The 26566-nt window shown below is 41.7% G+C and carries 21 protein-coding genes and 1 tRNA gene; 15 read left to right on the top strand and 7 right to left on the bottom strand.

What is annotated here, in order from left to right; all coding sequences use genetic code 11:
• Window positions 1–174: 174 nt before the first annotated feature.
• The 8 genes from H3299_RS15780 to H3299_RS04915 all read left to right on the top strand — a co-directional run bounded on the left by H3299_RS15780 (window position 175) and on the right by H3299_RS04915 (window position 7838).
• Window positions 175–1503: a cell wall hydrolase gene (locus H3299_RS15780; protein ID WP_371739802.1), complete on the top strand. Its 1329-nt coding sequence runs from the start codon at window positions 175–177 to the stop codon at window positions 1501–1503.
• A 401-nt stretch (window positions 1504–1904) separates the two neighbouring features.
• On the top strand, window positions 1905–2285 hold the full coding sequence (locus H3299_RS04945) for an AtpZ/AtpI family protein (protein WP_182419183.1): 381 nt from the start codon (window positions 1905–1907) through the stop codon (window positions 2283–2285).
• Between the two features lie 24 nt (window positions 2286–2309).
• Window positions 2310–3068: a F0F1 ATP synthase subunit A gene (locus H3299_RS04940; RefSeq protein ID WP_182419654.1), complete on the top strand. Its 759-nt coding sequence runs from the start codon at window positions 2310–2312 to the stop codon at window positions 3066–3068.
• A 74-nt stretch (window positions 3069–3142) separates the two neighbouring features.
• Window positions 3143–3367, top strand: a complete 225-nt coding sequence (locus tag H3299_RS04935) for a F0F1 ATP synthase subunit C (RefSeq protein WP_182419182.1) — start codon at window positions 3143–3145, stop codon at window positions 3365–3367.
• Between the two features lie 121 nt (window positions 3368–3488).
• The gene (locus H3299_RS04930) at window positions 3489–4049 is read left to right on the top strand and encodes a F0F1 ATP synthase subunit B (protein WP_182419181.1); all 561 of its coding nucleotides are present in this window, start codon (window positions 3489–3491) and stop codon (window positions 4047–4049) included.
• A 12-nt stretch (window positions 4050–4061) separates the two neighbouring features.
• On the top strand, window positions 4062–4541 hold the full coding sequence (locus H3299_RS04925; protein ID WP_182419180.1) for a F0F1 ATP synthase subunit B: 480 nt from the start codon (window positions 4062–4064) through the stop codon (window positions 4539–4541).
• 417 nt (window positions 4542–4958) lie between these two features.
• A complete protein-coding gene (locus tag H3299_RS04920; RefSeq protein WP_182419179.1) occupies window positions 4959–6368 on the top strand; it encodes an FAD-binding oxidoreductase in 1410 nt (469 codons plus the stop codon).
• A gap of 150 nt (window positions 6369–6518) precedes the next feature.
• Entirely contained in the window at window positions 6519–7838 is a 1320-nt protein-coding gene (locus tag H3299_RS04915) for an MFS family transporter (RefSeq protein ID WP_182419178.1), read from the top strand.
• 261 nt (window positions 7839–8099) lie between these two features.
• Here H3299_RS04915 and rnr read toward each other — a convergent pair whose 3' ends face one another.
• Window positions 8100–10346 (bottom strand): ribonuclease R, encoded by a 2247-nt coding sequence (gene rnr / locus H3299_RS04910; RefSeq protein WP_182419653.1) that lies wholly within the window; start codon window positions 10344–10346, stop codon window positions 8100–8102.
• Window positions 10347–10399: 53 nt separating this feature from the next.
• Complete coding sequence (gene topA / locus H3299_RS04905) at window positions 10400–13123, bottom strand: type I DNA topoisomerase (protein ID WP_182419177.1); 2724 nt, start codon at window positions 13121–13123, stop codon at window positions 10400–10402.
• Window positions 13124–13476: 353 nt separating this feature from the next.
• Here topA and H3299_RS04900 point away from each other — a divergent pair, with 353 nt between their 5' ends.
• The gene (locus H3299_RS04900) at window positions 13477–13713 is read left to right on the top strand and encodes a hypothetical protein (RefSeq protein WP_182419176.1); all 237 of its coding nucleotides are present in this window, start codon (window positions 13477–13479) and stop codon (window positions 13711–13713) included.
• Here H3299_RS04900 and dprA read toward each other — a convergent pair.
• The 4 genes from dprA to H3299_RS04880 form a co-directional block, all read right to left on the bottom strand.
• Window positions 13674–14930, bottom strand: coding sequence for a DNA-processing protein DprA (gene dprA, locus H3299_RS04895; protein ID WP_182419652.1), 1257 nt, complete (start codon window positions 14928–14930; stop codon window positions 13674–13676). The two genes, H3299_RS04900 and dprA, sit on opposite strands and share 40 nt — an antisense overlap.
• 6 nt (window positions 14931–14936) lie before the next feature.
• Window positions 14937–15554 carry a glycerol-3-phosphate 1-O-acyltransferase PlsY gene (gene plsY / locus H3299_RS04890; protein ID WP_182419175.1) on the bottom strand — a complete coding sequence of 206 codons (618 nt, stop codon included), beginning with the start codon at window positions 15552–15554 and terminating at the stop codon, window positions 14937–14939.
• Between the two features lie 1123 nt (window positions 15555–16677).
• Window positions 16678–16752: transfer RNA gene (locus H3299_RS04885), tRNA-Glu, on the bottom strand.
• A 74-nt stretch (window positions 16753–16826) separates the two neighbouring features.
• Window positions 16827–18134 (bottom strand): D-Ala-D-Ala carboxypeptidase family metallohydrolase, encoded by a 1308-nt coding sequence (locus tag H3299_RS04880; RefSeq protein ID WP_246708147.1) that lies wholly within the window; start codon window positions 18132–18134, stop codon window positions 16827–16829.
• A 554-nt stretch (window positions 18135–18688) separates the two neighbouring features.
• Between H3299_RS04880 and H3299_RS04875 the strand changes: the two genes are divergently transcribed.
• The 6 genes from H3299_RS04875 (at window position 18689) to H3299_RS04850 (ending at window position 25957) form a co-directional block, all read left to right on the top strand.
• Window positions 18689–19042 carry a hypothetical protein gene (locus H3299_RS04875; RefSeq protein WP_182419174.1) on the top strand — a complete coding sequence of 118 codons (354 nt, stop codon included), beginning with the start codon at window positions 18689–18691 and terminating at the stop codon, window positions 19040–19042.
• A 203-nt stretch (window positions 19043–19245) separates the two neighbouring features.
• The gene (locus tag H3299_RS04870; protein ID WP_182419173.1) at window positions 19246–20430 is read left to right on the top strand and encodes an LL-diaminopimelate aminotransferase; all 1185 of its coding nucleotides are present in this window, start codon (window positions 19246–19248) and stop codon (window positions 20428–20430) included.
• Window positions 20431–20885: 455 nt separating this feature from the next.
• Window positions 20886–22202 (top strand): homoserine dehydrogenase, encoded by a 1317-nt coding sequence (locus tag H3299_RS04865; RefSeq protein WP_182419172.1) that lies wholly within the window; start codon window positions 20886–20888, stop codon window positions 22200–22202.
• Between the two features lie 158 nt (window positions 22203–22360).
• The gene (glpX, locus tag H3299_RS04860) at window positions 22361–23350 is read left to right on the top strand and encodes a class II fructose-bisphosphatase (RefSeq protein ID WP_182419171.1); all 990 of its coding nucleotides are present in this window, start codon (window positions 22361–22363) and stop codon (window positions 23348–23350) included.
• A gap of 355 nt (window positions 23351–23705) precedes the next feature.
• Complete coding sequence (locus tag H3299_RS04855; RefSeq protein WP_182419170.1) at window positions 23706–24674, top strand: aspartate carbamoyltransferase catalytic subunit; 969 nt, start codon at window positions 23706–23708, stop codon at window positions 24672–24674.
• The gene (locus tag H3299_RS04850) at window positions 24671–25957 is read left to right on the top strand and encodes a dihydroorotase (RefSeq protein ID WP_182419169.1); all 1287 of its coding nucleotides are present in this window, start codon (window positions 24671–24673) and stop codon (window positions 25955–25957) included. The genes H3299_RS04855 and H3299_RS04850 overlap by 4 nt, the downstream gene beginning before the upstream one ends.
• A gap of 101 nt (window positions 25958–26058) precedes the next feature.
• Here H3299_RS04850 and H3299_RS04845 read toward each other — a convergent pair whose 3' ends face one another.
• Window positions 26059–26481: a Kazal-type serine protease inhibitor domain-containing protein gene (locus H3299_RS04845; RefSeq protein ID WP_182419168.1), complete on the bottom strand. Its 423-nt coding sequence runs from the start codon at window positions 26479–26481 to the stop codon at window positions 26059–26061.
• Between the last annotated feature and the right edge of the window lie 85 nt (window positions 26482–26566).

Here is a 26566-nt window from a genome sequence, read left to right as displayed (position 1 = left end):
CCTCTATTCCCCGCACTTTAACAATCACATACAAAAAATTTATTTTTTTCGAAATTAAACATATACGAACCCGTTAACCAATGTTATTAACCTTTTGTTCGCTCGAACACACATTGTTAACCTTAAATAAATTTTACTATTGCATTCTACCCAAATCATAAGGGTGGAAACATTGTGATTCTATCCCCAACTTATTTTGTCTATTGCGCTGGAGTTTATGCGGTGAGTATTTTTCAAAACTTTTTTGGCCATCAATCGCCTAAGAATCACGTTGAATACCGTCTCACTGCACCTGCAAGTTATCATATGCCAGAGGGACGCTATTATGAAGCACCTTTGATGCTACCTGAAAAGCGCTCACCTACTCGCTACCTTTTTCCACTAATCCTAGGCGCTGGCATTTCAATTATTGGAATGTCGACACTGCAAAAACAAATGACTGCGCCGCTTGTTGCAACTAATACAACGCTTTTTATCAGCACTCCCACCGTTACGAAAAATAAAAAAGCAGATCGCGTCTTACAGTCAGATAATGTCGCTGAACTAAAGGCTAGTCGGCAGCGCTTTAATGAACAAGTGCGAATATCAGCCACTTTTACCGACACTGCATTTGCTCAACCCTACAGCATGCAGTCAGGGGAGCTTTCAAGCGATCAACGAATTAATAGCGCCGCAAAACAAGCTTTTATGCCGCGAAAAAGCAATGATTTACGTCTTGTTTTAGCTGACACTCAATTGGATCGCAGTATAAAGCTGCCAACAATCTCTCAGCTAGAACAACAGCATATTGCTCGTCTTGTTCCGCCCGAGAAAGCTAAGGGTCAATTCCAAATTGCACTTGGGATAATTCCAGTGCCTAAACGCAAAGAACTTCCCAAACTCGCAGTTCCTGACATGCTAGCTTCATTGGTTACTAACGATAAGCCTGACATTCTTGCTCTTGGCTACGCGCCAGCCAATGCTGGGACAGCTAAAGAATCTCCTTTTGATTCCATCTTGACTGATGCAGAGAAAACTGCAGGACGTTTTATTCCACCAATTGGTCCTAAAGATCATGCGTGGGCTGCCACACCTTTACCTGCATCTTCATTTACCGCCAAAGAACAAAAATGCCTCGCTGAAGCTGTTTATTTTGAAGCACGAGGCGAGACATTAAAAGGGCAAGCTGCGGTCGCACAAGTTGTCCTTAATCGGGTTAGAAACCCCTCTTATCCAAATACTGTTTGCGGCGTTGTTTATCAAAATGTTAACTGGCGCAATCGATGCCAATTTTCTTTTGCATGTGATGGGAAAAAGCATCTCGTCACAGAAAAGCGCCATTGGCGCATTGCACAAGATATTGCTAAGGCCGTTTCAGCAGGACAAATCTGGTTGCCTGAGGTTGGCTCTTCGACCCATTATCACGCCGTTTACGTACGCCCAAACTGGGCAAGTTCTATGTATAAAATGGAAAAAATTGGATTACACATATTTTACCGAACAAAAAATGGCGGATGGGGTTGATTTCCCTCAAACATCGCAGAACGTGACCAAGATGCCTTTAATCAAACATTTTAAAATATTTGATTAAAGGTATGTATTGCACATTTCTTCAAGATTTTTGATGCCAAGGAATCATTTTTAATATTATTCTACCTCCCAACACCCAATCCATAGATGAGAAACAATCACACAAAAAAGAAAACAAAAAAATTATATGTCTATATTTTGGGCTAGATAATGAAGCCAATTTACTGCATTCAAAAATTTTTTCCCGCTGTTTCTCAAATTACTGCTAAAAAACTATGCTATTCTCTGTGTTAGAGCTACTTTCAAGCCTTGACGAATTGCTCCAGTAACAATATGTTGCGCGCAACCTAAAAGGTTAAAGCTAGTACGTTGCCACTCATTGATAGGGGACATTCATGGCCAAAGGGAATCAGCCTGAAAAGCCACATGGTGATACCATTAATGAGCATCAACACTCAAACATGACGGATTTGGACGAACGCAAAAATCGCCTAGAAGAGGCTTTGATTAAAAAGGGAGCGTTTAAACAACCTGAACCAGAGAAAACACCGCCTAGCTCAAGCTATGCTATAAAGCTTTCAAGCGAATTTTTAGCAGCAATAGTTGTTGGTGTCGTTTTGGGTCTTGGCTTTGATCAATTAATTGGTACAAATCCTTGGGGATTAATTGTTTTTCTCTTTCTTGGATTTGCCGCTGGCGTTATGAATGTTTTACGTTCTGTAGGCATGATAGAGCAAAGCTCTATTGGCAAACAGAAGAACAATAAAGATAATTAGGCCAAAAGGCCGATTTGACTGCTTATTAAGGAGGCAACGTTGGATCCTATTCATCAGTTTCAAATAATAGATCTGATCCATATTAATATCGGTAGTTGGAATTTATCATTTACCAATGTATCCCTTTTTATGGTTATAACTATTGTCGCCTCAGCAGCATTTTTGCTTTTGACCTCTTCAAGCCGTGGTCTTGTGCCAACACGCGGACAGTCGGTCTCAGAAATGGCTTATGAATTTGTGGCAAATACCTTGCGCGAATCTGCTGGAACACAAGGCATGCGGTTTTTCCCGCTCGTATTTTCCTTGTTTATGTTCGTATTGGTTGCCAACTTCATTGGTCTTTTCCCTTACTTCTACACTGTTACAACTCAAATTATGATCACTTTTGGTTTGGCGATGCTCGTTATATTGACCGTTGTGTTTTACGGTGTATTTAAGCATGGCGTTGGCTTTTTCAAACTTTTCGTTCCTAAAGGTGTACCAGCTGTCATTGTACCAATTGTAACAATCATTGAAGTTATTTCGTTCTTATCACGTCCCATCAGCCTTTCAGTTCGTTTGTTCGCCAATATGTTGGCAGGCCATATTACGTTGAAAGTGTTTGCAGGTTTTTGCGTTGGCTTAGCTGCAATGGGGCCAATTGGTTTTGGCGGCGCTATCTTGCCTTTGGCAATGAATGTCGCTATTACAGCACTTGAATTTTTGGTTGCATTCTTGCAAGCATATGTGTTCACAGTATTGACCTGTATGTATCTCAACGATGCAGTGCATCCTGGTCACTAACCAACCGGCGGTCAACCGCCACATTCCAATATGCGCATAAACCATCAAAAGCGCTTTATTCAAAGGAGAATTTTATGGAAGCGGAAGCAGCAAAATACATCGGCGCCGGTCTAGCCTGTTTTGGTATGGCAGGAACAGCTCTTGGTCTTGGCAACATTTTCGGTAGCTATCTTTCAGGCGCATTGCGCAACCCATCAGCTGCTGACAGCCAGTTCGGCCGTCTTGTATTTGGTTTTGCTGTGACAGAAGCTTTGGGCATTTTCTCATTGCTCGTTGCTCTTATCCTTCTGTTCGCATAATCACATTTTAAAGATGTGCCCTTTAACTCGGGCACATCTTTCAAGCTATAATTCCAGATTATATCAGATTACACTTCGATAAACCGATTAAGGTTTATTGCTTCTATGAAGGATGAATTGGATGTTCGTGTCCTCAGCTTTTGCACAAGGCGTTGAATCCACCGCAGAGCATGCCTCAGCTGGGCATGGTGGCAGCAGTTTCCCTCCCTTTGATTCGACCTATTTTGCATCCCATCTTTTTTGGTTGATCATTTGTTTTGGTCTTTTTTATATTTTTATTGCAAGAATTGCTGTTCCACGCATCGGTTCTGTCATTGAAAATAGACGCGATCGTATCGCATCTGATCTAGATCAAGCCGCCCGTATGAAACAAGATGCAGATGCTGCTGTTAGCGCTTATGAAAAAGAGCTTTCGGAAGCACGCGCAAGAGGCCTTGTTATTGCACAAGCTGCGAATGATGAAGCAAAAGCAAAGGCTGAACGGGAACGTAAAACCGTAGAAGCTGAATTAGAAGAAAAATTAGCTGCTGCAGAAAAGCGCATTGGTGATATTAAAGACCGTGCAATGCAAGATGTTGGCCAAATAGCAGCTGATACAGCGAAACAAATTGTTCAAGATTTTATTGGCAGCGAGGCAACTGCTGATTCTTTAACTAAAGCCGTTAAATCAGTAAGCGAATAAGAGGAGAACATAATGACCGATACTTTTTGGGCCCTTATTGCGCTTGTACTATTTTTGGCGATTTTAGCCTATTTAAAAGTTCCAAGTTGGATTGGCAAAGCCTTAGATGCACGCTCGTTACGCATATCTGAAGAATTGGAAGATGCTCGCCGCTTACGTGAAGATGCACAACAGCTTTTAGCTGAATATCAACGCAAGCGTTCTGAAGCGGAAAAGGAAGCCGCTGACATTATTGCAGTTGCGCAACGCGAAGCAGTTGCACTAACAGAAGATGCACGTCGCAAGACCGAAGAATATGTAGAGCGCCGCAATCGTTTGGCCGAGCAAAAAATTTCTCTTGCTGAAGCCGATGCAATTGCTGCAGTACGTTCCAAAGCTGTTGATATTGCAATCGCAGCTGCCGGAAAAATAATTAGCGAAGAACTAGACAGCAATAAATCAGATAAATTGTTTCATAATTCGCTAGAGCAAGTTAAAACAAAACTTAATTAAGTTTATTTTTCAAAATAAAAAGCCGCCCACTGGGCGGCTTTTTTGATTTTATTAACTTCATTTATAAACGCCCTTACTAGAAATAGCATCCACAACAATCCATGAGTTACAAGTTGTATCGAAATTTAAAACAGTTGGATATTATAGATAACTTGGCTAAGCCTCGTAAAAAGCCAAATCTACCTGACTTTTCGTATAGCGAATAATTCTCAATGGATGTTTTAACCTTTTAGTCTTTTTCACATAAATGCTGAATGCACGTCTAACGGCAAAACTGGTTAGGAGTGAATGAAAAATCTTTTTTAAGATTTTTAATTACTGTTAAAGGCAACGCTTTTCATATAGCTTTACCATGACTACTTTAAACGCTGGCACCTATGCCAATATTAGCAACTTTTTTGATTTAAGAGGTAAAACATGACACCAGATTTAATCGAGCGCTTTGTTGCTATTGTTGGTAGTAATAACGCAATTACGGATCCCGATATTTTAAGCTCTTATTTAATTGAGCAGCGTGGGCTTTATCACGGCAAGACGCCGCTTTTATTACGCCCGCAATCTACTCAACAAGTCTCAAAACTAATGCAGCTTGCCAATGAAACAAAAACCGCCATTGTTCCGCAAGGAGGCAATACTGGTCTCGTCGGCGCCCAACAGCCTGATACAAGTGGCAACCAAATCATTATTTCATTAGCGCGGCTCAATAAAATTCGCTCTATAGATGTGGAAGGGAATCTTATATTGGCAGAAGCCGGCGTTATTTTAAAAAATCTACAAGAAGCCGCCGATGAGGCCAATCGACTTTTTCCTCTTTCACTAGGATCGGAAGGCTCATGCCAAATTGGCGGCAACTTGTCGTCTAATGCTGGTGGTACTGCCGTACTATCCTATGGCAATAGCCGGGAATTATGTCTTGGTGTTGAAGTTGTATTGCCTGATGGCCGCATATTGGATGATTTACGCCAAGTTAAAAAAGATAATAGCGGATATGATTTAAAAGATCTTTTTATTGGAGCCGAAGGTACGCTAGGTATTATTACAGCGGCAGTGCTAAAACTATATCCAAAGCCACGCGGCAAAGCTGTAGCATATGTTGGCGTAAAATCGCCTTTTGAAGCGCTTAAGCTTTTTACTATTGCCCATGATAAAGCGAGTACTATGCTTACGGGGTTTGAATTAATGCCGCGCATAGGACTAGAATTTACGGTCGATTACAACGCTAAAAGTCGCGATCCATTCTCTGCGCCTTACCCTTGGTATGTATTGATTGATATTTCCTCTCCCCACTCAGATAGTGAAGCATGCCAATTCATTGAAGATATTTTAAGTGAGACCTTTGAAAAAAATATTATTCTAGATGCGGTTATTGCTAGCAATAAAACACAAGAAAACGAATTCTGGACTATGCGTGAAGAGATGTCACCGGCTCAAAAAAAACAAGGTGGCTCGATTAAGCATGACATCTCCGTTCCTGTAGCTTCAATTCCAGATTTTATTGCTGAAGCGGGCGAATTGGTTGAAAGCCTTATTCCTGCGGCTCGCATCGTCTGCTTTGGCCATATGGGTGATGGCAATCTTCACTATAATATCACTCAACCAATTGACATGGATCGGCATGAATTTTTGTCCAAATGGGCTGATGTTAATCATCATGTTCACACGCTTGTTATGCGCTATGGTGGTGCCTTTTCTGCAGAACATGGTATTGGCCAACTCAAAAGACAAGAACTTATTGCCTTTAAATCCCCAGTCGCTATCGATTTAATGCGAAAAATTAAATTAGCCTTTGATCCAAATGGCATTATGAACCCGGGAAAAATGTTATAAGCTTATAATCTATATTTATACTTTAGCATATTAATAATGATTAATTTCGCAAATATTGTTAAATATGGCGCAAATATGGCTATTCTATTATTGCAATATGGCAGGCGATCAATAATAAAAATATAGAATAATTCTTAGGAGGACACAGATATGCACTCACATGAAGCTGATTCACATCAGCCAGATCCGCATGATACACGTAAAAGAATTTATGCAATTGTATCGAGCGCCTCTGGCAACCTAGTTGAATGGTATGATTTTTACGTTTATGCATTCACATCAATTTATTTTGCTGCGTTATTTTTTCCATCAAACGGCGACACAACCCAAGAGCTATTGAAGGCAGCAGGCGTTTTCTTTGTCGGCTTTCTTATGCGCCCCATTGGTGGCTGGTTATTTGGCCGCATCGCCGATAAATATGGGCGCAAACGCTCATTGCTTATTTCCGTTTTGATGATGTGCGCCGGTTCATTTTTAATTGCGCTTTTGCCGACTTATGAAACAATTGGCATATTAGCACCAATTTTTCTTTTGCTTTTGCGTATGTTACAGGGACTTTCCGTTGGCGGCGAATATGGTACGACGGCAACCTATATGAGTGAAGTAGCACTTAAAGGTCGTCGCGGATTTTTCAGCTCATTCCAATATGTAACTCTCATTGGTGGTCAATTATTAGCCTCACTGGTGGTGTTTATTCTTGCTAGCTATCTGGATGATGAGGCTTTGAAAAGCTGGGGTTGGCGCGTTCCATTTTTCATTGGTGGTTTAGCAGCAATTGTGGCGCTTTACTTGCGTTCAAACCTTCATGAAACTTCAACAGAGGAAACACGCACAAGTAAAGAAGCAGGTAGCATTGTCGCTTTGTTGCGCAATCATGGCAAAGCATTTTTATTGGTACTTGGTTTTACAGCTGGGGGTTCTTTAACTTTTTATACCTACACTACCTATATGCAAAAATTCTTAGTAACAACTGCCGGTTTTGAGAAACATGCTGCAACAACCTTGATGACTGCAGCTCTTTTTGTTTTCATGATAATACAACCATTTTTTGGTATGCTTGCAGATCGTATCGGTACCAGAAAATCACTGCTTATTTGGACAGTATTATCGATCATCTGCACAATTCCCGCGCTAAAAATCATTGGCAGTGCAACATCGCCCTATGTCGTATTTTTTACCATTGTGGTCATGCTCGCCATTACTAGCCTATACACCTCTATTAGTGGTATTGTTAAAGCTGAAATGTTCCCCGCTTCAGCTCGGGCGTTGGGGGTTGGTCTGTCTTATGCCATTGCAAATGCAATTTTTGGTGGTTCGGCTGAAACCGTTGCACTTGGAATGAAGCAACTTGGACATGAAAACTATTTCTATATTTATGTAACAATCATGATGGTCGTTGCATTTATCGCCGCATTGCTCATGCCTGATGCTCGCAAAAAAGGCTATTTGCAAGGACATGGTATCCACTAAATAAGCGCAGTTTGGCCATGTATACCTGTAATTATATTAGCTAGAGCTATTTAATTTCAAAAAAGCTCTAGTTATTTATGCTATATTTTAAACAAAAATCTTTCTGAAATTGGTTAAAATAATTTAAAAAAAGCCGCAACAATGCAATATTGTTGCGGCTTTTTAAATATTTATGATGAAATAATCAATATCAAGATTTTAACCAATAAGACGATGAGCTTTTCTTGTTACAATTGGGACACAAGCCCAAAAGCATTTTTATCACCTACGGCGGCGGCCCCGTTGTGGCTTTTGTGCCATATTACGGTTTCTTTTGCCTGTTTTATGATGAGAAAGCATTGAGAATGGTAATTCTTGCGGCTTAGTCAACATCTCAAAGCGTAAAGCACCAGCAACCGGCAAGGCTTCAACTAAACGCACAGATACAACATCCCCCATTTGGAAACCTTTTTGGCTGCGCTCTCCAACCAAAGCATGACGGGCTTCATCATAAAGGTAATATTCAGCGCCAAGTGTTGATATTGGTATAAAGCCATCAGCACCATAAGGATCAAGCTGGACAAATAAACCTGACTTAGTCACACCGGTGATACGGCCTGAAAATTCAGCATTTATTTTATCGGCAAGATAATGCGCTATTAAGCGGTCGGTTGTTTCACGTTCTGCTGCCATAGCACGGCGTTCTGTTTGCGAAATTTGCGCCGAGATTTCGCCAAGCTGCTCTTCCTCACGATCAGTCAAACCATCATTGCCTAGCTTTAACGCCTTGATAAGCGCGCGATGCACAATTAAATCCGCATAGCGGCGAATAGGTGAGGTAAAATGCGCATAATTATGCAGAGTTAAACCAAAATGACCAATATTATCTGGACTATATTCAGCTTGAGCTTGCGAACGCAAGACAACCTGATTAACCAAGTCCTGCTGTTCGCTGCCCTTTACCTTACTCAAAATGGCATTAAACTTAGATGGCGTAAGGTCAGCACCGCGGGCAAGCGGTAAGCCAATTGTTGCCAAAAATTCACGCAAGGTTTCTTGCTTAGCAAGCGATGGCTGGTCATGAATTCGGAAAATTAATGATTGACCTTTGCTTTTCAAGGTTTCTGCAGCTGCGACATTGGCAGCAATCATACATTCTTCAATTAAGCGATGCGCATCAAGGCGCAATGGAATATAAACATCCTTAACGCGCCCTTCTTCATCAAGAAGCAGCTTCTTTTCAGGTAAATCAAGGTCCAAAGGCTCACGCTTGTCACGCGCTTTTTTAAGGCTATCATAGGCCTTCCAAAGCGGCTTCAAGATTGTGTCAATAATCGGTGCGGTTTTTTCATCCAACACCCCGTCAATTGCTTTTTGCGCTTGTTGATAGCTTAACTTTGCATGGGAGCGAATCATTACCCGATGGAAACTGTGGCTTAGCTTGTGACCATCCTTATTATAGACCATACGCACGCCCATAGCTGGGCGCTCTTCACCCTCACGCAGCGAGCAAAGATTATTAGAAATCCGCTCTGGCAGCATAGGCACAACGCGATCGGGAAAATAAACGGAATTGCCGCGTTTTAATGCCTCCCTATCCATTGCCGAATTAGGACGGATATAAGCGGAAACATCAGCAATAGCTACCATAACAATGTGACCATGTGCATTGGCCTCATTGCTGTCTGGCTCAGCATAAACTGCATCATCATGATCTTTAGCATCATGGGGATCAATCGTTACAAACGGAATATCGCGCCAATCTTCGCGCCCTGCTCCATCTTTACAATCAGCCATGACTACTGGCTTAACATTTTCAGATTCCTGCAAAACCTCTTCAGGAAAAATATGCGGTATGGAATGAGCGTAGATTGCAATCATTGAAAGTGCTTTTTCACTCTCAATACTACCCACCACTTGCCGCACCATGCCACGTTTTAAACCATAGCGGCTATCACGACCAAGTGTCACTTCAACAAGATCATTTTCCTTGGCATTTTCTAATGATTGCGGATCAATAAGAACAGGATCTTGCTTGCGATCAACCGGCTCCAACCGCCATTCGCCTTTTATCTCGCGCAACACACCAAGAACAGTACTATTTTTCTTGTCCACTTTACGAATAAGGCGCCCTGTATAAGCAGGGCCTTTTTCTTTAGATGGAAAAACTTTAGCGGTGATACGATCACCAACACCAATAGCAGGACCACCGGCGACTTTACCGGCGCGCAATAAAACAATCGGCGGCTCATCATCATGCCAATCGACAGGTCGACCAAGTAATGAACCATCTTTATCGCGACCAAAAATATCCAGCACTGCAACCGGCGGTAAACTACCCTTAGAATGAATAGTTTTACGCCGCTTTTCAATAACCCCATCATCAGCCAAACTGCGTAAAAGATTTTTCAGCCAAATGCGGCCTTCGCTTTTTAAACCAAAGGCTTTGGCAATTTCACGCTTGCCGTTACTTCCTGGATTATCAGAAATAAATTGCACCACATCTTCGCGGCTTGGTAGATGAACCATTGCCTTATTAGGACTAGATTTGCTGTTGCTTTTCTTTGGTTTTTTAGCCAAGATTACTCTGCTTTCTTTACACTGGCCTTTTTAGGGGCTGCAGTCTTTTTCGTCACAGCAGCTTTTTTAGGAGCGGCTTTTTTAGCAGCTTTGGGCTTTTCATCGCTATTCTCACCCGCCACCTTCTTTGTTACTGCTTTTTTGGCTGCTGTTTTTTTAGTTGCGGCCTTTTTAGCTGGCGCTTTTTTGGCTGCAGCTTTTTTTGTTGGCATTTTAGCTGCCTTTGCGGCTAGCAAGGTAATTGCTTCTTCAAGCGTTAAGCTTGCAGGATCCATACCCTTAGTTATGGTAGCATTTATTTTGCCCCAATTAACATAGGGGCCATAACGCCCATCACGCACGGTAATTTCGCCACCATCAGGATGCGCACCTAAATTGGCTATAGGTTTTGCACTTGCAGCGCTTGCACGACCACCGCTTTTATTAGCCTTGTCAGCAAGAACGCTCACAGCACGGTTAATACCAATGCTAAACACTTCATCAGCATTTTCTAGGTTAGCATATTTTCCATCATTAGCAATATAAGGGCCGTAGCGCCCAATGCTTGCTGTAATCATCGTGCCAGTTTCAGGATGCAAACCAATATCACGCGGCAAAGCCAACAGAGCTTGTGCCTTTTCAAAATCGATATCGGCCATTTGCCAACCTTTTGGCAAACCGGCACGTTTAGCATCCTTACCATCACCACGTTGTACATAAGGACCAAAACGGCCAGTGCGCAAAGTGATATCCTCGCCAGTTTCAGGATCCTGCCCTAACACTGCAGGTTCATCACCTAGTGCTTTACCATCACCTTCACCCTCACTACCAAGCTGACGCGTAAATTTACATTCAGGATAGTTAGAGCAACCAACAAATGCACCATAGCGGCCGAGTTTTAACGATAATTGTCCTTGCTTACATAATGGGCAAGAACGCGGATCTGAGCCATCTTCACGCGCAGGGAAAGCGATTGGCGCAAGTACTTCATTCAAAACATCAAGAACAGCGGTTACACGCAAATCAGCAATGTCGGCAATGGAAGACGAGAATTGCTGCCAAAAATCGCGCAATACGTCTTTCCAAACCAACTTACCATCTGAAATAAGATCAAGCTTGTCTTCAAGGCTAGCGGTAAAGTCATATTCAACATAGCGGTTGAAAAAGTTTTCAAGGAAAGCAGTAACCACCCGTCCCTTGGCTTCAGGAATAAGCTTGCGCTTATCGATATTGATGTAATCACGGTCCTGCAATGTCGCCAGAGTGGACGCATAGGTGGACGGCCTTCCAATTCCTAATTCTTCAAGCTTTTTAATCAAGCTTGCTTCTGAATAACGTGGCGGCGGCTCGGTGCTATGCTGGTCAGCGTCAATGCGAGATTGGGTGAGCACCTCATTCTTTTCCATGAATGGCAAACGTGCGCTACCCTCATCATCTCCTGAATCTTCCTCCCGAACATCCATATAGGCTGCCAAAAAGCCATCAAAACGAATAACCGAACCCGTTGCACGTAGATCGGCAATAGACTCGCCATTTCTTGCAGCTATATCAACCGTAGTTCGTTCAATATCGGCCGGTAACATTTGACTGGCTATTGCACGCTTCCAAATAAGATCATAAAGGCGATATTGGTCGGCATCCAAAAATGCCTTCATGGATTGCGGCGTGCGTGAAAAATCAGTTGGTCTAATCGCCTCATGCGCTTCTTGCGCATTTTTAGCTTTTGCTGAATAAAAGCGTGGCTTTTCCGGCACATAATTATTGCCGAAAGTTTTAGCAATCGATTTACGCGCACCATCAATACCTTCTGGCGCCATTTGCACACCATCAGTACGCATATAGGTTATGAGACCAGTTGTTTCCCCACCAAGATCAACACCTTCATAAAGGCGCTGCGCAACTTGCATTGTGCGTGATGCCGAAAAGCTTAAGCGCGATGACGCCGCTTGCTGCAAAGTAGATGTTGTAAAAGGAGGACCAGGATTGCGCTTTGTTGGCTTTGCTTCCACCGTTTCAATTTTGAAACTCGCACCAACTAACATTTTGCGAATTTTTTCTGCCTGCTCGCCATTCTTAATATCAAGCTTGCCAAGCTTCTTACCTTCAAAATCGGTAAGACGTGCAATAAATTTTTCCTGACGCGGCGTATTAAGTTCAGCTGCAATCGTCCAGTATTCTTCACGAATAAACCGCTCAATTTCTGCCTCACGATCACAAATCAAGCGCAGCGCTACCGACTGTACACGCCCAGCAGAGCGCGCACCCGGCAATTTGCGCCATAATACTGGCGACAAATTAAAGCCAAAGAGATAATCTAATGCGCGACGAGCAAGATAAGCATTTACCAACGCATCATCAATTTGGCGAGGATGCGCCATAGCGTCAAGCACGGAGCTTTTAGTGATAGCATTAAAAACAACGCGGCTTACTGGCTTGTCTTTTAAAACGCGCTTCGCGTTTAGTACATCAAGCACATGCCACGAAATTGCCTCCCCTTCACGATCCGGATCGGTTGCGAGTATCAATTGGTCAGCATCCTTGACCGCTTTAGCAATTTCAGACAAGCGCTTTGCCGATGCGCTGTCTGTATCCCATTTCATGGCAAAATCTTCATCAGGCAAAACAGAACCATCTTTGGCTGGCAGATCACGCACATGACCAAATGAGGCAAATACCTTATAGTCGCTTCCCAGATATTTATTAATTGTTTTTGCTTTTGCTGGTGATTCGACAACAACTACTTTCATCTTCAATTCCCATTTTGGAACGAACCTATTGGTTAAATAAGTCATCCCTTGTGTTAAATCGCATCAAAATTCAATAATCGCGAAAAAAAATCTCAGCATTCAAATGAACAGTCAATGAGATAACGTCAAGTCCTGATTTAAAATTAACCATAAATAAGATGTTTTTTGGCAAAAATATCGCACTAGTATTGGCTTACCCTTGAAATATCTTATCATACAGATATTTTTAATCATTCATTCAATTATGCAATGAAACACAAATCGCCAAATATAATAAGTCAAAATTAATGTGATAAATTATTGTGTTAGGCAAACCATCGCATTAGATAAACGACTAAGAGAGCCGAGGTTACATGACCGACCAAGAGAATCAAAACATTAAATCGGCTAACGAAATTGATAAACTCGGCACAATTAACTATATATATGAAATGGCACTTTCGCTAAAATTAATGGCAGCTAAGGTTAACGAGCCACTGGTTTTTTTCTTGCTTGAAGTTGTAGAGAAAGAAAGTTTACTGAGATTTCAAAATTACAAAGATATGTTAAATCAAAAATCTGGCGCCAGTGACACCAAACCTCCCGAATGACGTAGCACCTTGCCTGCAAGGTCAAGCTCCAAAATGGCAAGATAGACCTTTGGCAAAGACAAATCACAATACAGAGCCAAAGTCTCCATATCAATCGGTGTTACTGATAAATGCCCCAAAAGAACTTGCCTTTCCTTTTTGCTAAGGTCATCATCCAAATTGCTATTATTAATGTCACAGTGATTTAAATTATTAAGAGAAAAGCTCTGGGATATTTGCGGGCTTGTCATTGATATAATGTTTTCCATAGAAGTATCATTAACTTCAAGCAAATGCTGATCTATAGCTTCTGGAAGTTCAAACGGCAGCATCTTATCAAATAATGTCATTTCAGGGCAAAGAGGTGTGAGGCTTTCAATAATATCCTTTGCACAATCAACAAGACTGGCGCCCTCCTTAATCAAACCATTGGTGCCAACCGCACGCGGATCAAGTGGCGAACCTGGTATTGCAAAAACCAAGCGCCCATAATCAGCAGCTAATCGTGCTGTAATTAATGAACCAGAACGCTTTGCGGCCTCAACGACCAACAATCCTAAACCAATACCTGCAATCAATCGATTTCGGCGCGGAAAATCTTGCGCCCTTGGCTGCCAGCCAATTGGCATTTCACTTATAACAAGACTACCCCTTTTTAATAAATGCTGATAAAGGTCACCATGTTCAGGCGGATAAATATAATCAAGCCCCCCTGCCATGACAGCAATCGTTCCAGTATTTAGGCTAGCCTGATGGGCAGCCCCATCAATGCCGCGTGCAAAACCCGATAGGCTAATAAGTCCAGCTTCCCCTAAGCTTGCAGCAAACTGACTTGCTAATTTTTGCCCCGCAGCAGAAGCGTTACGCGAACCAACTATGCCAATAGCCGTATTTTGCAATAACTTTAAATTACCCTTAGCAGATATTAGTGGTGGCGGATTATCAATAGCGCGCAATAAAGGCGGATAGTCTGGCTCACCAATACCGATAAAATGGATATTATTACGCTGGGCAAAATCAAGCTCACGCTCTGCATCGCTTGCCTTTGCAATGCGAATCTTGCGCCCACCCCCATGCGCCACCAAATCTGGCAAAGCTAACAAAGCCTGCTCTGCCGAACCAAAGCGCTCAATCAACTGACGAAAAGTTTGAGGCCCAACATTTTCACTACGAATAAGCTGTAACCATGAAAGCCTTTGCTTTTCACTTAATTTTATCCCCCGCGTTTTAATCACAATCCCCTTTTATTTCCCTTTCGCGCCTATTTTACTCTCATTTCCAGACATTAGCCGACTAATATTACCTCTATGTTTAACAATAATCAAAAGCCCCATCAAGACTAATATTGCGGTTATAAGTGGAGAGGTAAGAAAATAGCCGGCGAGCGGCACAACGATAATAGCAACAAGCGCAGAAAGCGAGGAATAACGTGTTATAAAAGCAGTAATCAGCCACACGCCAAGAAAGATAAATCCACCTTGCCAAAAAATTGCAAAAACCACACCAATATAGGTAGCAACGCCTTTCCCCCCCTTAAACTGCAGCCAAACTGGATAAAGATGCCCCAAGAACGCAAAAAAACCTGCAATCATTCCTGCTCCAGGAAAAAGCACATTAAATAAAATAGCTGCAACAGCTCCTTTTAAAGCGTCACACAAAAGCGTAGCGGCTGCTAGTTTTTTATTTCCGGTACGTAACACATTGGTCGCACCAATATTACCGGAACCAATATTGCGAACATCTCCTAGACCTGCAGCCTTGGTAAAAAGAAGACCAAAAGGAATTGAACCCAATAAATAACCTAGAATAGCTGCGGCGATGATCCAAAAAGCTGGAATTGCTGACAATTCATCAAAAAGCATAAAGGCCAATCCTTAAATCTGACTGCTAAAAACTATCAATAACAGTTAAAACATTTTTGCTAAAAGGAAAAGCAGCCATTAATGCAAAAAGAAAATGAAAAACGAAAATTCTCTGTTTCAAAAAATATGCAATGAAATGATTTAACCCGACACTTTAAATTGCTGCCAACACTAATTATTATTATAGCTTACCTTATAAACACCAGACATATTAAAAGCTGTAGTTGTAACGCATTTATTATTTTTTTTATAATCTACAACCACCAAATAATCTCTCTACTTATAAAAACGGTAATAACAATTAGTAAGCTGATCACTACCTTGCTCAATTACCTCAGCTTTAAATTTTTAAGTGTTTAGGTCAAAATTAATATATCCACTATTGGTATAAAACTGTGCAATAATATCAACAATATTCACGTCCATATCTATAAATAATTTATTATTCATTTCTTTTAATTCAAAAAATTTAAATAAAGATCCATCATTCTACTCCCATTTTCCAAAATACTTACTTAAATCTGCTATATAATTATCGAATATAATATTTTCTTTCGCAATCAAACCATAATAAATTTTATAAAATTATAATCTTTCATAAAACCAACGCAATAATAATCTTTATAAGCCGAATATATCATAATTTTATCTTCATTAATGACATATGCAGCTTTTTTCAAACGGAGCGCCATCGCCATTTACACCCCAAAAATATGATTTTGTATTTACTTCGCCGACAGCAAATATTTTATCGCGCGAATTAGAATTGCATTCTATGTCTTCGCTAATGTGGCTAATTATTTTTTTGGCAACGGTTTCATCAGCAAAAGACTGACTGAAAAAAATAGAGTTATAAAACAAGCTGAATAAACCAATTTAACCAAATGGCACATTTGAAAAACTGCCTTCTGTATATAATTTTCTCGTCATTCTACATTTTATTAATATGATATATGGTCAAAAAGAGCAATTATATGAGACTGATTTGGACTTGTCCTTTAGGGTCATGAACAAAGAAGAAATAAATGACCTGAATTAAAAGCTTAAAATATTTAAAATGCAATAAACTATATTCAAAAATGCAAATCAGCTAAGGATTTACTGCTAAACCTCAAAAGTAAAGTGGTACGCCCAAGGGGAATCGAACCCCTGTTTCCGCCGTGAAAGGGCGGCGTCCTAACCGCTAGACGATGGGCGCCCAAGCAGTGAATGGGCTTATAAACGCAAAAATTTAAATCCGCAAGCCCCATTTTAGATTTTTTTGAAATAATTCTATTTTTTTCCAGAACAAGACCAATTCCAGTCCCTTCGTGGACCAATATCGACATGGATCGCTTGGTGACAATAAGTGCCAACGCCGCCGCGCCCCGGCAGACTACGTACAAATTTAGCAATTTCGTATTTGTGAACACCAGGCACAATAATATCAGCAGCTGCGCATGACATATGGAGCGAGCGATTAGCACCATTAACCTTGCGATTATAAATCGGATTACGATAACCAGATGTAATATAGACTGGTCGATTATAATTTCGCTCAATCGTTTTTAAGAGACTAATTAATTGTGGCTTTAAACAACGCGCGTCCACGGCTTTATGGGCAAGTCGTAAGCCGTTTGGCAAATTACGTCCCATGCCGCCAACTGAGGCCATTTGGATCGATGGAAATGCCTCCACCTCATTTGCGTCAATATCGGTATCATCATAAAGGCTGGTACGGTGCTTAATTTCAATACCGCCATTGGGGCGCACCCCTGGCAATTCGACAGAATATTGGCTGCGATCAACTCTATCAGGCTTTATTGAGGCAAGCTTATTGGTAGCTCCAGTTTCACCACCATTTAATGAAGAATCGCTATTTCCTGAAAACAATCGCAGACGCGCGCCCTTATCTTGGCTATCGGCTCGCCCTAGCAAACTCTTATCAACAGCCAAATTTTTATTATTGATCGTTGCACTAGCAGTTCCATTGTCAAGATTACCATTCTTACCGCTTGCATCGCTCACCTGCTGTTCATCATTCTTTTTATTGGAAAACATCGAGAATAACGACTTAGGCTGTTCTTTTTCAATTTTATCATTTGATTGTGTGGAAATCCCGCTATTAGCTGGATTGACTTTTACCTGCGCCTTTTCTTGTTTCGAAACATTGCTGTTTTTAGAATCACTTGGTTCACTAGTTATTACTGCTGTAGCATCACCATCATCTCGATTTTTCTTGTTAGAAAACATCGATAACAAAGTTTTAGGTTGGTTATCGGAAGCATCATCTTCATTGGCCGCCTGTGCTTGCGTACCATCAACAACCTTCTTCTCTAAACTTGGTTGATTGCCCAAACTTGCTTGAACGCCATCTTCATCTGGAACGGGGATCACATCATTAACGCCGCCAGATTTACGCTTTTTGTTATTTTTAGCGTCTTCTTCGTCAACAGTCTTAGCGATAGAGGCAGTATCAGCAAATTGATCAGTTAGTGATGTGCAGCTGCTAACAAATGGAAAAAGAACAAAAAGTGCCCCAGCTACTTTTAAAAGTGAAATGGATGGAAAAGCACTTTTGTCGTGACAAAACAGTTTCAAACAAAATCTCCAATTTGTTACCAATTTAAACCAACAATAAAAATTTATTAATAAAACGCCATTATGCTTAGTTGAATAAAAATTCAGCAAGGCTAGTATTAATTGGCAATAGACCAAGCGCTTTAAATTTTCACCTGCATTAGTTAACAACTAAAGCATGGCAAAACATCACACTATCATAATGCTGTGGCGATTGTGTTCCAGTCAATTATTATTGCGAGATTTTAACAAAAAACAACATAAAATGGTAAAGATTGATGATGATTAATCTGTAAATTAGTTAATTTACTAATAAAATAGCCGCAAATGAGGGAATCGGTTCACTCTTTACAAATGAGTTAGCGTGGCAACAACCAGCACCTAGAACTAGTTAAATTTTTTATTCCTTTTAAAAAAAATATAAAATTTAACCTTTTTTATTGCTTTTTGATTATGTTTTTGTTGAAGCCTTGACGATAAAAATGCAATAATAGAAAAGGTACAAGCATAATAAAGCCATGTCATTAGTATTTTGCTTTAATGCTACTCCTTCTGCTTGAAAAAATGGATTTAAAATGACCGTAGAAAAATATAAAAACCCTAAAATTCTTTTTACAGTCATTATAATGGCGCTTGTTGGCGCGCTTACTGGATGCGCAGGCGGCAAAGAATTTGAAACAGTACCACAAAAAGGCGCCAATAGAACTGGTGTATTTCCGCGTTTTTCACAAATGCCACAAGGAGAAACTGCGCAATTTACCAAAGCTGAGCGCGATCAGCTCGCTAACCAATTAACTCAAGATCGAAGCAATCTTGAGCGAGCGGCCACCGAGGCTGTTCCAACGGAGCAAGATATTGCACGACAAAAGCAAGCAGCCGCAAAATCTGCGGAAGAAACCTTGCGCCAGATTGAACAAGCCGGTCAATAAAAAAGCTTTCCTAGGCTGATATAAATTAAACATATCGCTAATAATGCATTTATCGAAAGGCATGTACTTAACATATATGCCTCACAATTATGCCCTACACTTTTGATTGGATAATTGATCGTTGACATAGCGACATTATTATAATCATGGTGCCTTCGTACTTTAAAATATTAACTTTAATCAACTAATAGAATGGTCTTGCCATGTCGGAAGAATTTCATAAAATTCGTCGCCTCCCGCCTTACGTCTTTGAACAGGTAAATCGCCTAAAGGCAGCCGCGCGAGCCTCCGGTGCAGATATTATTGACCTTGGCATGGGCAATCCAGATTTGCCAACCCCTAAGGCAATTGTGCAAAAACTTTGCGAAGCTGTCCAAGATCCGCGCGCCCATCGTTATTCAGCATCAAAAGGTATTCCAGGTTTACGCCGTGCGCAAGCCGCTTATTATGAGCGCCGCTTTGGCGTAAAGCTTAATCCAGATACACAGGTTGTTGCAACTTTGGGTTCCAAAGAGGGCTTTGCCAATATGGCACAAGCAATCACCGCTCCTGGCGATGTAATTTTGTGCCCAGACCCCACCTATCCAATCCACTCTTTTGGCTTTCTTATGTCGGGCGGCGTTTTACGCTCTATGCCTGCAGCACCGGGTGAAGAATTTATGCGCGCGCTTGATCGCGCTGTGCGACACTCCATCCCTAAACCCATTGCGGTTATTTTAAATTATCCATCGAATCCAACCGCTTATGTTGCTGACCTTGATTTTTATAAAGAGGTTGTCGATTTTGCCAAGAAAAATGATTTGATTCTGCTATCAGACCTTGCCTATGCGGAAATCTATTTTGATGATAATCCACCGCCATCAGTGCTAGAAATACCAGGTGCCATTGATGTAACCGTTGAATTTACCTCCATGTCAAAAACCTTTTCAATGCCGGGTTGGCGTATGGGTTTTGCTGTTGGCAATGAACGATTGATTGGTGCTTTAACACGGGTTAAATCCTATCTCGATTACGGTGCATTCACACCCATTCAAGTTGCAGCAACAGCAGCATTAAATGGTGATGGCTCGGATATTGCTCAAGTACGCTCCATATACAAAAAACGCCGCGATACCATGGTTGAAACTTTTTCACGTGCTGGGTGGGATGTTCCGCCGCCAGCTGCAACTATGTTTGCTTGGGCACCTATTCCGCCTAAATACGCCCATTTAGGATCGCTGGAATTCTCCAAGCTACTTATTGAAAAGGCAGATGTTGCAGTTTCACCCGGTGTTGGCTTTGGTGAACATGGAGATGACCATGTACGCATTGCATTGGTTGAGAATGAACATCGCTTACGCCAAGCAGCACGCAACTTGAAGCGCTTTTTCTCTGGCGATGATGCGTGATGTAATTCACATTATGTTTTCACGGTTAGCACTATCACTAACCGTGAAAACGATTTTAAATACCAGTGCTTCGACTTATAAATAAACTCATTAGATCACCAGATATCAACTATAAAATTCAACAGCTCCATCATATTATATTGCGCAAATTTTTCCTCCGCACAGCCAAAAATCATTAAAACAATTATAAAATAGAACCATAGACAGAGCGTTGGTTACTGGTTAATAATCGGCCTAATCATTTTCGTTACGTGGCATATCTGTATAAGCGGTGGATAAAACCATATTTAATATAAAACGGCTATTTGCACTTGCTAGAAGAATAACGTTTTTTATTATAGATAATTAAATAATAAAAACTTGAAACGTCTTTGCAATAGCTTGATATTTTATTGCAGAAGTTGTTACAAACAAAATTAGAAACCACATTCTATTTAACTACAACAGGTCAAACCATGAGCGAAGTTTTAAAAGTCGGTATTGCAGGATTAGGAACTGTCGGTAGTGCTGTTATCAATATTCTTCAACAAAAGCAGGAAGAATTAAGCCGCGAATGCGGCCGCAAAATTGAAGTCGTCGGCGTATCAGCTCGTAATCGTACGCGCGATCGTGGTATTGATTTGAGTGCAATAGAATGGTTTGATAGTCCGGTTGAACTTGCTGCATCCGATAAAATCGATGTTTACGTCGAGCTAATGGGCGGCGAAGAAGGTTCAGCCCGTCACAGTGTTGAAGCAGCCCTTAAAAAAGGCCATCACGTTGTAACCGCAAATAAAGCCTTGCTAGCTCGCCATGGTATTGAACTTGCGCAAATTGCTGAAAGCAAAGGCGCCTTACTGAATTATGAAGCCGCTGTTGCCGGCGGTATTCCTGTCATTAAAGTCATGCGCGAAGCGCTAAGCGCAAATAAAATTACCCGCGTTTATGGCATATTAAATGGCACTTGCAATTATATCCTTACCAAAATGGAAAATGAGGGCATTTCGTTTTCGCAATGCCTCGCCAATGCACAAGCTCTAGGCTATGCTGAGGCTGATCCAACATTTGATATTGAAGGCAATGACACAGCCCATAAATTATCGCTTCTAACTCGCCTTGCTTTTGGCTGCGTTACTTCAGTCAATAATATTTACCTTGAAGGTATAAGCAATATTTCCTTAGCTGATATCCATGCTGCTAAAGAACTTGGCTATCGCATTAAATTGCTTGGCGTTGCAGTTAAAACAGAATCAGGCATTGAACAGCGTGTCCACCCAACAATGGTACCAATATCCTCGGTTATTGCGCAGGTTCAAAATGTAACCAATGCCGTTTCCATTCAAACGGATCTATTGGGAGAAATTATCCTATCGGGTCCTGGCGCAGGCGGTGCGGCAACCGCTTCTGCTGTTATTGCCGATATTACCGATATTGCAAAATCCACTCCGGGCTTCCAATATGGGCCGGTATTTGGTACCCCTGCCCGTGATCTTACGCCCTATAAAAAAGCTAAAATGCGCTCTCATGCGGGTGGTTATTTTATCCGTCTTTCCGTCCATGATAAGACAGGTGTCTTTGCAGCAGTTGCAAAACGTATGGCGCAAAACAATATTTCATTGGAATCAATTGTTCAACGCCCGATGTCCGAAGAATTACACCCTGGAACAAAGACAATTATTCTTATCACCCATGAAACAACCGAGTCTTTTGTTCGTACTGCTTTGGAAGCAATTACTAAGGATGGCAACCTAGTTGACAAGCCACAAATGATCCGAATTGAAAGACCCGCATAATAAAATCGATTTAAATTTCTAAATGTAATCAATTATAACGTAAGTTGAACGGTCAGCCTCTTGCGTCAGCGGCTCGTCTTTGACAAAAGACATTATCGAAGACTTGCCGATTTGGTTCGGCATAAGGTGTGCAACCCAAATCCGGTAGGATATTTGTGATGGCTAACTCCACTGACCATAATGTAAATGGACTTGATCGTATTTTAACCCTTGAGCTTGTGCGTGTAACGGAGCGTGCTGCGGTAGCAGCTGCGCGTTTACGCGGACGCGGTGACGAAATGGCTGCCGACCAAGCAGCTGTTGACGCGATGCGCCAAGAGCTTAACCGCTTGCCAATTAATGGTACGGTGGTGATTGGCGAGGGTGAGCGCGATGAAGCCCCTATGCTTTATATTGGCGAAGAAGTTGGTACCAAGCACGGGCCGGCTGTTGATATTGCACTTGACCCACTAGAAGGCACGACAATTTGTGCCAAAAACCAACCTAACTCAATTGCTGTTATTGCAATTGCAGAAAAAGGCAATCTTCTTTACGCACCAGATGTTTACATGGAAAAGATAGCCGTTGGCCCTGGTTATCCAAAAGGCGTTGTTGATATTGATGCATCCGCAACCGATAATATCCATGCACTTGCTAAAGCAAAAGGTGTTGCAATCGAGCATATTACAGCCTGCGTTATGGATCGTCCACGCCACGCTAAACTCATTGAAGAAATCCGCAGTACCGGTGCTTCGATTCGCCTTATCGGTGATGGTGACGTTGCCGGCATTATTCATACAACAGACCCTGATGAAACAGGCATTGATATTTATCTTGGCATTGGCGGCGCACCAGAAGGCGTTTTAGCAGCGGCGGCACTTCGCTGCATTGGCGGCCAAATGCAAGGACGTCTGCAATTAAATACCGATGAAAAGATAGCGCGCGCGGCTAAAATGGGCGTTTTAGATCCGAAAAAAGTTTATGATATGAGCGAAATGGCCAAAGGTGATGTGCTGTTTGCGGCAACTGGTGTCACTGATGGCAATATGCTTTCAGGTGTTAGATTTGCTCGCCACTATATCGAGACAGATACTATTGTTATGCGCTCCCATACCGGCACCATACGTAACATTAAAGCACGCCATCAAAAAACTGATAAATTCGACTAACATTGCGCAAAAGAATCGCTTTCAGGCAAAACCTTATTGCTGTTTCTGCCATAGTTTGATTTTTTACAAAACGCCCTGATTTTAATCACGGGCGTTTTTTGCTTTTACACCTTAGTCTTTTTGATTTTTTTATTTTTTTGATAAACTCAGAAAGCTCAACCTTAGAGATCCTTACTACTTTATTAACATTTTGTTTTTATAGATTTTTACTAAAAAGCCGTTTGATGTTTTTAAACTATCTAAGCAAAATTAATTAGCATCAAGTTTAAAATCTATTTAACTAATGCAAAAAGCTATTTGCATCTTGCTATTGCCTTATTCTATAAAAGGCTACGGTTTTAAAAAGGCACTCGCCATGACACATCAAAATGATCATCCGATTTTTCCCCATCGCCATTTTCTTGGCATAAAAGGGCTTTCACGCCCAGATCTTAATATTTTACTCGACCGCGCTGATGAAAATGTTGCAATTTCGCGCCGCGCTGTCAAAAAGAAATCTATTTTAAGCGGTCGCACGCAAATCAACCTGTTTTTCGAAGCATCAACCCGCACCCAGTCATCGTTTGAACTTGCTGGTAAACGGCTTGGGCTTGATGTGATGAATATGGCGGTTGCAAATTCATCGCTTAAAAAAGGCGAAACGCTGATTGATACAGCCATGACCCTTAACGCAATGCAACCTGATGTTTTAGTTGTGCGCCATGCATCGGCTGGCGCAGTTGCATTACTCGCGCAAAAAGTATCTTGCTCGGTTATTAATGCCGGTGACGGTGCCCATGAGCACCCAACCCAAGCGCTGCTAGACGCATTAACAATTAGGCGTGCCAAGGGCACGATTGAAGGCTTAACTATTGCCATTTGCGGCGATGTTTTACATTCACGCGTTGCGCGCTCTAACATTATTAGTCTCAATCAATTGGGGGCTAAAGTGCGTGTTGTTGCGCCTTCAACACTTTTACCGACCGCTATTGAAGATATGAGCGTTGAAGTTCACCGCGATATGGCAGCAGGCATTAAAGATGCAGATGTTATCATGATGCTGCGCTTACAACGCGAACGCATGCAAGGCGCATTAATTCCATCGGTACGCGAATATTTCCATTTTTTTGGTCTTGACCGCGAAAAGTTAAAACTTGCTAAGCCTGACTGCATTGTCATGCATCCAGGCCCAATGAATCGCGGTGTTGAAATTTCCTCCAATGTTGCTGATGGCCCGCACAGCGTGATCCAGACACAAGTGGAAATGGGCGTTGCCGCTCGCATGGCAGTGATTGAGGCATTGCTGGACCAACGCAACTTAAAATTTCGCGGAGATGTAGCATGAAAACACATGTTTTAAAGAATGCACATATCGTCGATCCATCTCAAAATATTGATGAAACTGGCACAATTATTATCGAAGATGGTAAAATTTCTGCCATAGGCAAAAGCGTACAAAATCAAGGTGCGCCTGAAGGTGCTGAAATCCACGACCTTGATGGTAAAACCATTATACCCGGCCTTGTAGACACTCGAGTTTTTGTCGGTGAACCTGGGCAAGAATATCGTGAAACTATTCGCTCGGCAAGCCTTGCTGCCGCTTCTGGCGGGGTTACTTCTTTTTTCATGATGCCCGACACGACACCAGTTATTGATGACGTATCTTTGGTTGACTTTATTTTAAAAACCGCGCGCGACAATGGATTAGTACGCGTTTTCCCTACCGGCTCGATCACCAAGGGTATGGAAGGCACTGAAATGGCCGAGATTGGGCTATTAAAAGCAGCGGGAGCTGTTGCCTTTACCGAAGGTAAGAAAACAATTGCCAATGCCAATATTTTACGCCGCGCCATGACCTATGCACGTGATTTTGATGTGCCAATTATTCATGAAACACAAGATCGCGATTTAACTGGTTCTGGGGTTATGAACTCAGGAATTCTTGCAAGCTGGCTTGGTCTTTCAGGCATTGTCCGCGAAGCAGAACTCATTGCATTAGAACGAGATTTACGCCTAGCCCAATTGACCAAAGCGCGCTATCACGCTGCACAAATCTCTTGTGCCATGTCTGCAGACGCAGTTAAACTTGCTAAAGACCGTTGCAATACTATTTCTGCGGGTATTTCAATCAACCACCTTTGTCTTAATGAAAATGATATTGGTGAATATCGCACTTTCTTCCGTCTTTCACCACCGCTACGCCATGAAGAAGACCGCTTGGCTATGGTTGAAGCCCTGCGCGATGGTGTTATAGATATTATTGTATCTTCCCATGATCCGCAGGATGCTGATACTAAAAGATTGCCGTTTTCAGATGCTGAACCAGGGGCAATTGGTTTAGAAACCCTACTTGCCGCAGCGCTAAGACTTTATCATGATGGATCAGTACCGCTGATGCGTTTGATCGATGCCCTATCAACCAAACCAGCCCAGCTTTTTGGCCTTGATGTTGGTACATTAAAGGCAGGTGCAAAAGCTGACCTTGCGATTATCGATCTTGAAGAGCCATGGGTGGTAAAATTGGATGAATTACATTCACGATCCAAAAACACGCCTTTTGAAAATGCCAGACTACAAGGTCGCGTTCTTAAAACAATGGTTGGCGGTCGGTTTATTTTCGAACGCTGATTGATACGATCCCCCAAAAAATAATAGGCATCAATGAAACCATTCATGCCTATTATTATAAGTTTTTAAAAGTTGGCAATTTGAAAAAATTTATAATGAACTTAGTTTGCAGGGCAAGGACCGTTTGACTTTACCACAAAATCTTGTGCTTCAGCCATGCAACGATTGCCAAAGGTTTCTGCTTTGCCATCTTTCACGCCGCAAACGGGTTTATATTCGCGGGTACAGGCAAATTTTAAAGGCCGCTGTTCTGAGCTACTATTTTCAAGAGGCTTTGGGGTTGAATCCGCAGGAACTTGATCTTGCGGCTTACAGGTGCCTTCTTTAATAATTTTAAACTCGGCAGCCTCCGCCATACAGCGGTTAGAAAAGTCCTTTTGCTCGCCATTTTTTTCACCACAAACGGGTAAATAATTTAATGGGCAAGGCTTAGCACTGGTATCGCTCTCTTCTTTAGAAGAATTACAAGCTGATAACACCCCAAAGGTTGCAAAAACTATTGAAACAAGTGAAATTATACGCATGAGTCGCTCCTTGATTAGAACCAACATAAAACTAGGTAAATGAATATCCTATGAATACCAGAAAAGACTTGCCAAATGCTTTGTA

It is taken from the genome of Bartonella sp. HY038, assembly GCF_014117425.1.
In the GTDB taxonomy this organism is placed as follows: domain Bacteria; phylum Pseudomonadota; class Alphaproteobacteria; order Rhizobiales; family Rhizobiaceae; genus HY038.
Note: the sequence above shows the minus strand (reverse complement) of the source record. Positions and strands in the feature narration are given on the sequence as shown.

What these genes read in the sequence shown, in the direction of transcription:
- topA (WP_182419177.1), bottom strand. Translation starts at nt 13,123, where the DNA reads ATGAAAGTAGTTGTTGTCGAATCACCAGCAAAAGCAAAAACAATTAAT.
- glpX (WP_182419171.1), top strand. Translation starts at nt 22,361, where the DNA reads ATGGCTAACTCCACTGACCATAATGTAAATGGACTTGATCGTATTTTA.
- H3299_RS04865 (WP_182419172.1), top strand. Translation starts at nt 20,886, where the DNA reads ATGAGCGAAGTTTTAAAAGTCGGTATTGCAGGATTAGGAACTGTCGGT.
- H3299_RS04845 (WP_182419168.1), bottom strand. Translation starts at nt 26,481, where the DNA reads ATGCGTATAATTTCACTTGTTTCAATAGTTTTTGCAACCTTTGGGGTG.
- H3299_RS04870 (WP_182419173.1), top strand. Translation starts at nt 19,246, where the DNA reads ATGTCGGAAGAATTTCATAAAATTCGTCGCCTCCCGCCTTACGTCTTT.
- H3299_RS04875 (WP_182419174.1), top strand. Translation starts at nt 18,689, where the DNA reads ATGACCGTAGAAAAATATAAAAACCCTAAAATTCTTTTTACAGTCATT.
- H3299_RS04935 (WP_182419182.1), top strand. Translation starts at nt 3,143, where the DNA reads ATGGAAGCGGAAGCAGCAAAATACATCGGCGCCGGTCTAGCCTGTTTT.
- plsY (WP_182419175.1), bottom strand. Translation starts at nt 15,554, where the DNA reads ATGCTTTTTGATGAATTGTCAGCAATTCCAGCTTTTTGGATCATCGCC.
- H3299_RS04945 (WP_182419183.1), top strand. Translation starts at nt 1,905, where the DNA reads ATGGCCAAAGGGAATCAGCCTGAAAAGCCACATGGTGATACCATTAAT.
- H3299_RS04915 (WP_182419178.1), top strand. Translation starts at nt 6,519, where the DNA reads ATGCACTCACATGAAGCTGATTCACATCAGCCAGATCCGCATGATACA.
- H3299_RS04900 (WP_182419176.1), top strand. Translation starts at nt 13,477, where the DNA reads ATGACCGACCAAGAGAATCAAAACATTAAATCGGCTAACGAAATTGAT.
- H3299_RS04925 (WP_182419180.1), top strand. Translation starts at nt 4,062, where the DNA reads ATGACCGATACTTTTTGGGCCCTTATTGCGCTTGTACTATTTTTGGCG.
- H3299_RS04850 (WP_182419169.1), top strand. Translation starts at nt 24,671, where the DNA reads ATGAAAACACATGTTTTAAAGAATGCACATATCGTCGATCCATCTCAA.
- H3299_RS04930 (WP_182419181.1), top strand. Translation starts at nt 3,489, where the DNA reads ATGTTCGTGTCCTCAGCTTTTGCACAAGGCGTTGAATCCACCGCAGAG.
- H3299_RS04920 (WP_182419179.1), top strand. Translation starts at nt 4,959, where the DNA reads ATGACACCAGATTTAATCGAGCGCTTTGTTGCTATTGTTGGTAGTAAT.
- H3299_RS04855 (WP_182419170.1), top strand. Translation starts at nt 23,706, where the DNA reads ATGACACATCAAAATGATCATCCGATTTTTCCCCATCGCCATTTTCTT.
- rnr (WP_182419653.1), bottom strand. Translation starts at nt 10,346, where the DNA reads ATGGTTCATCTACCAAGCCGCGAAGATGTGGTGCAATTTATTTCTGAT.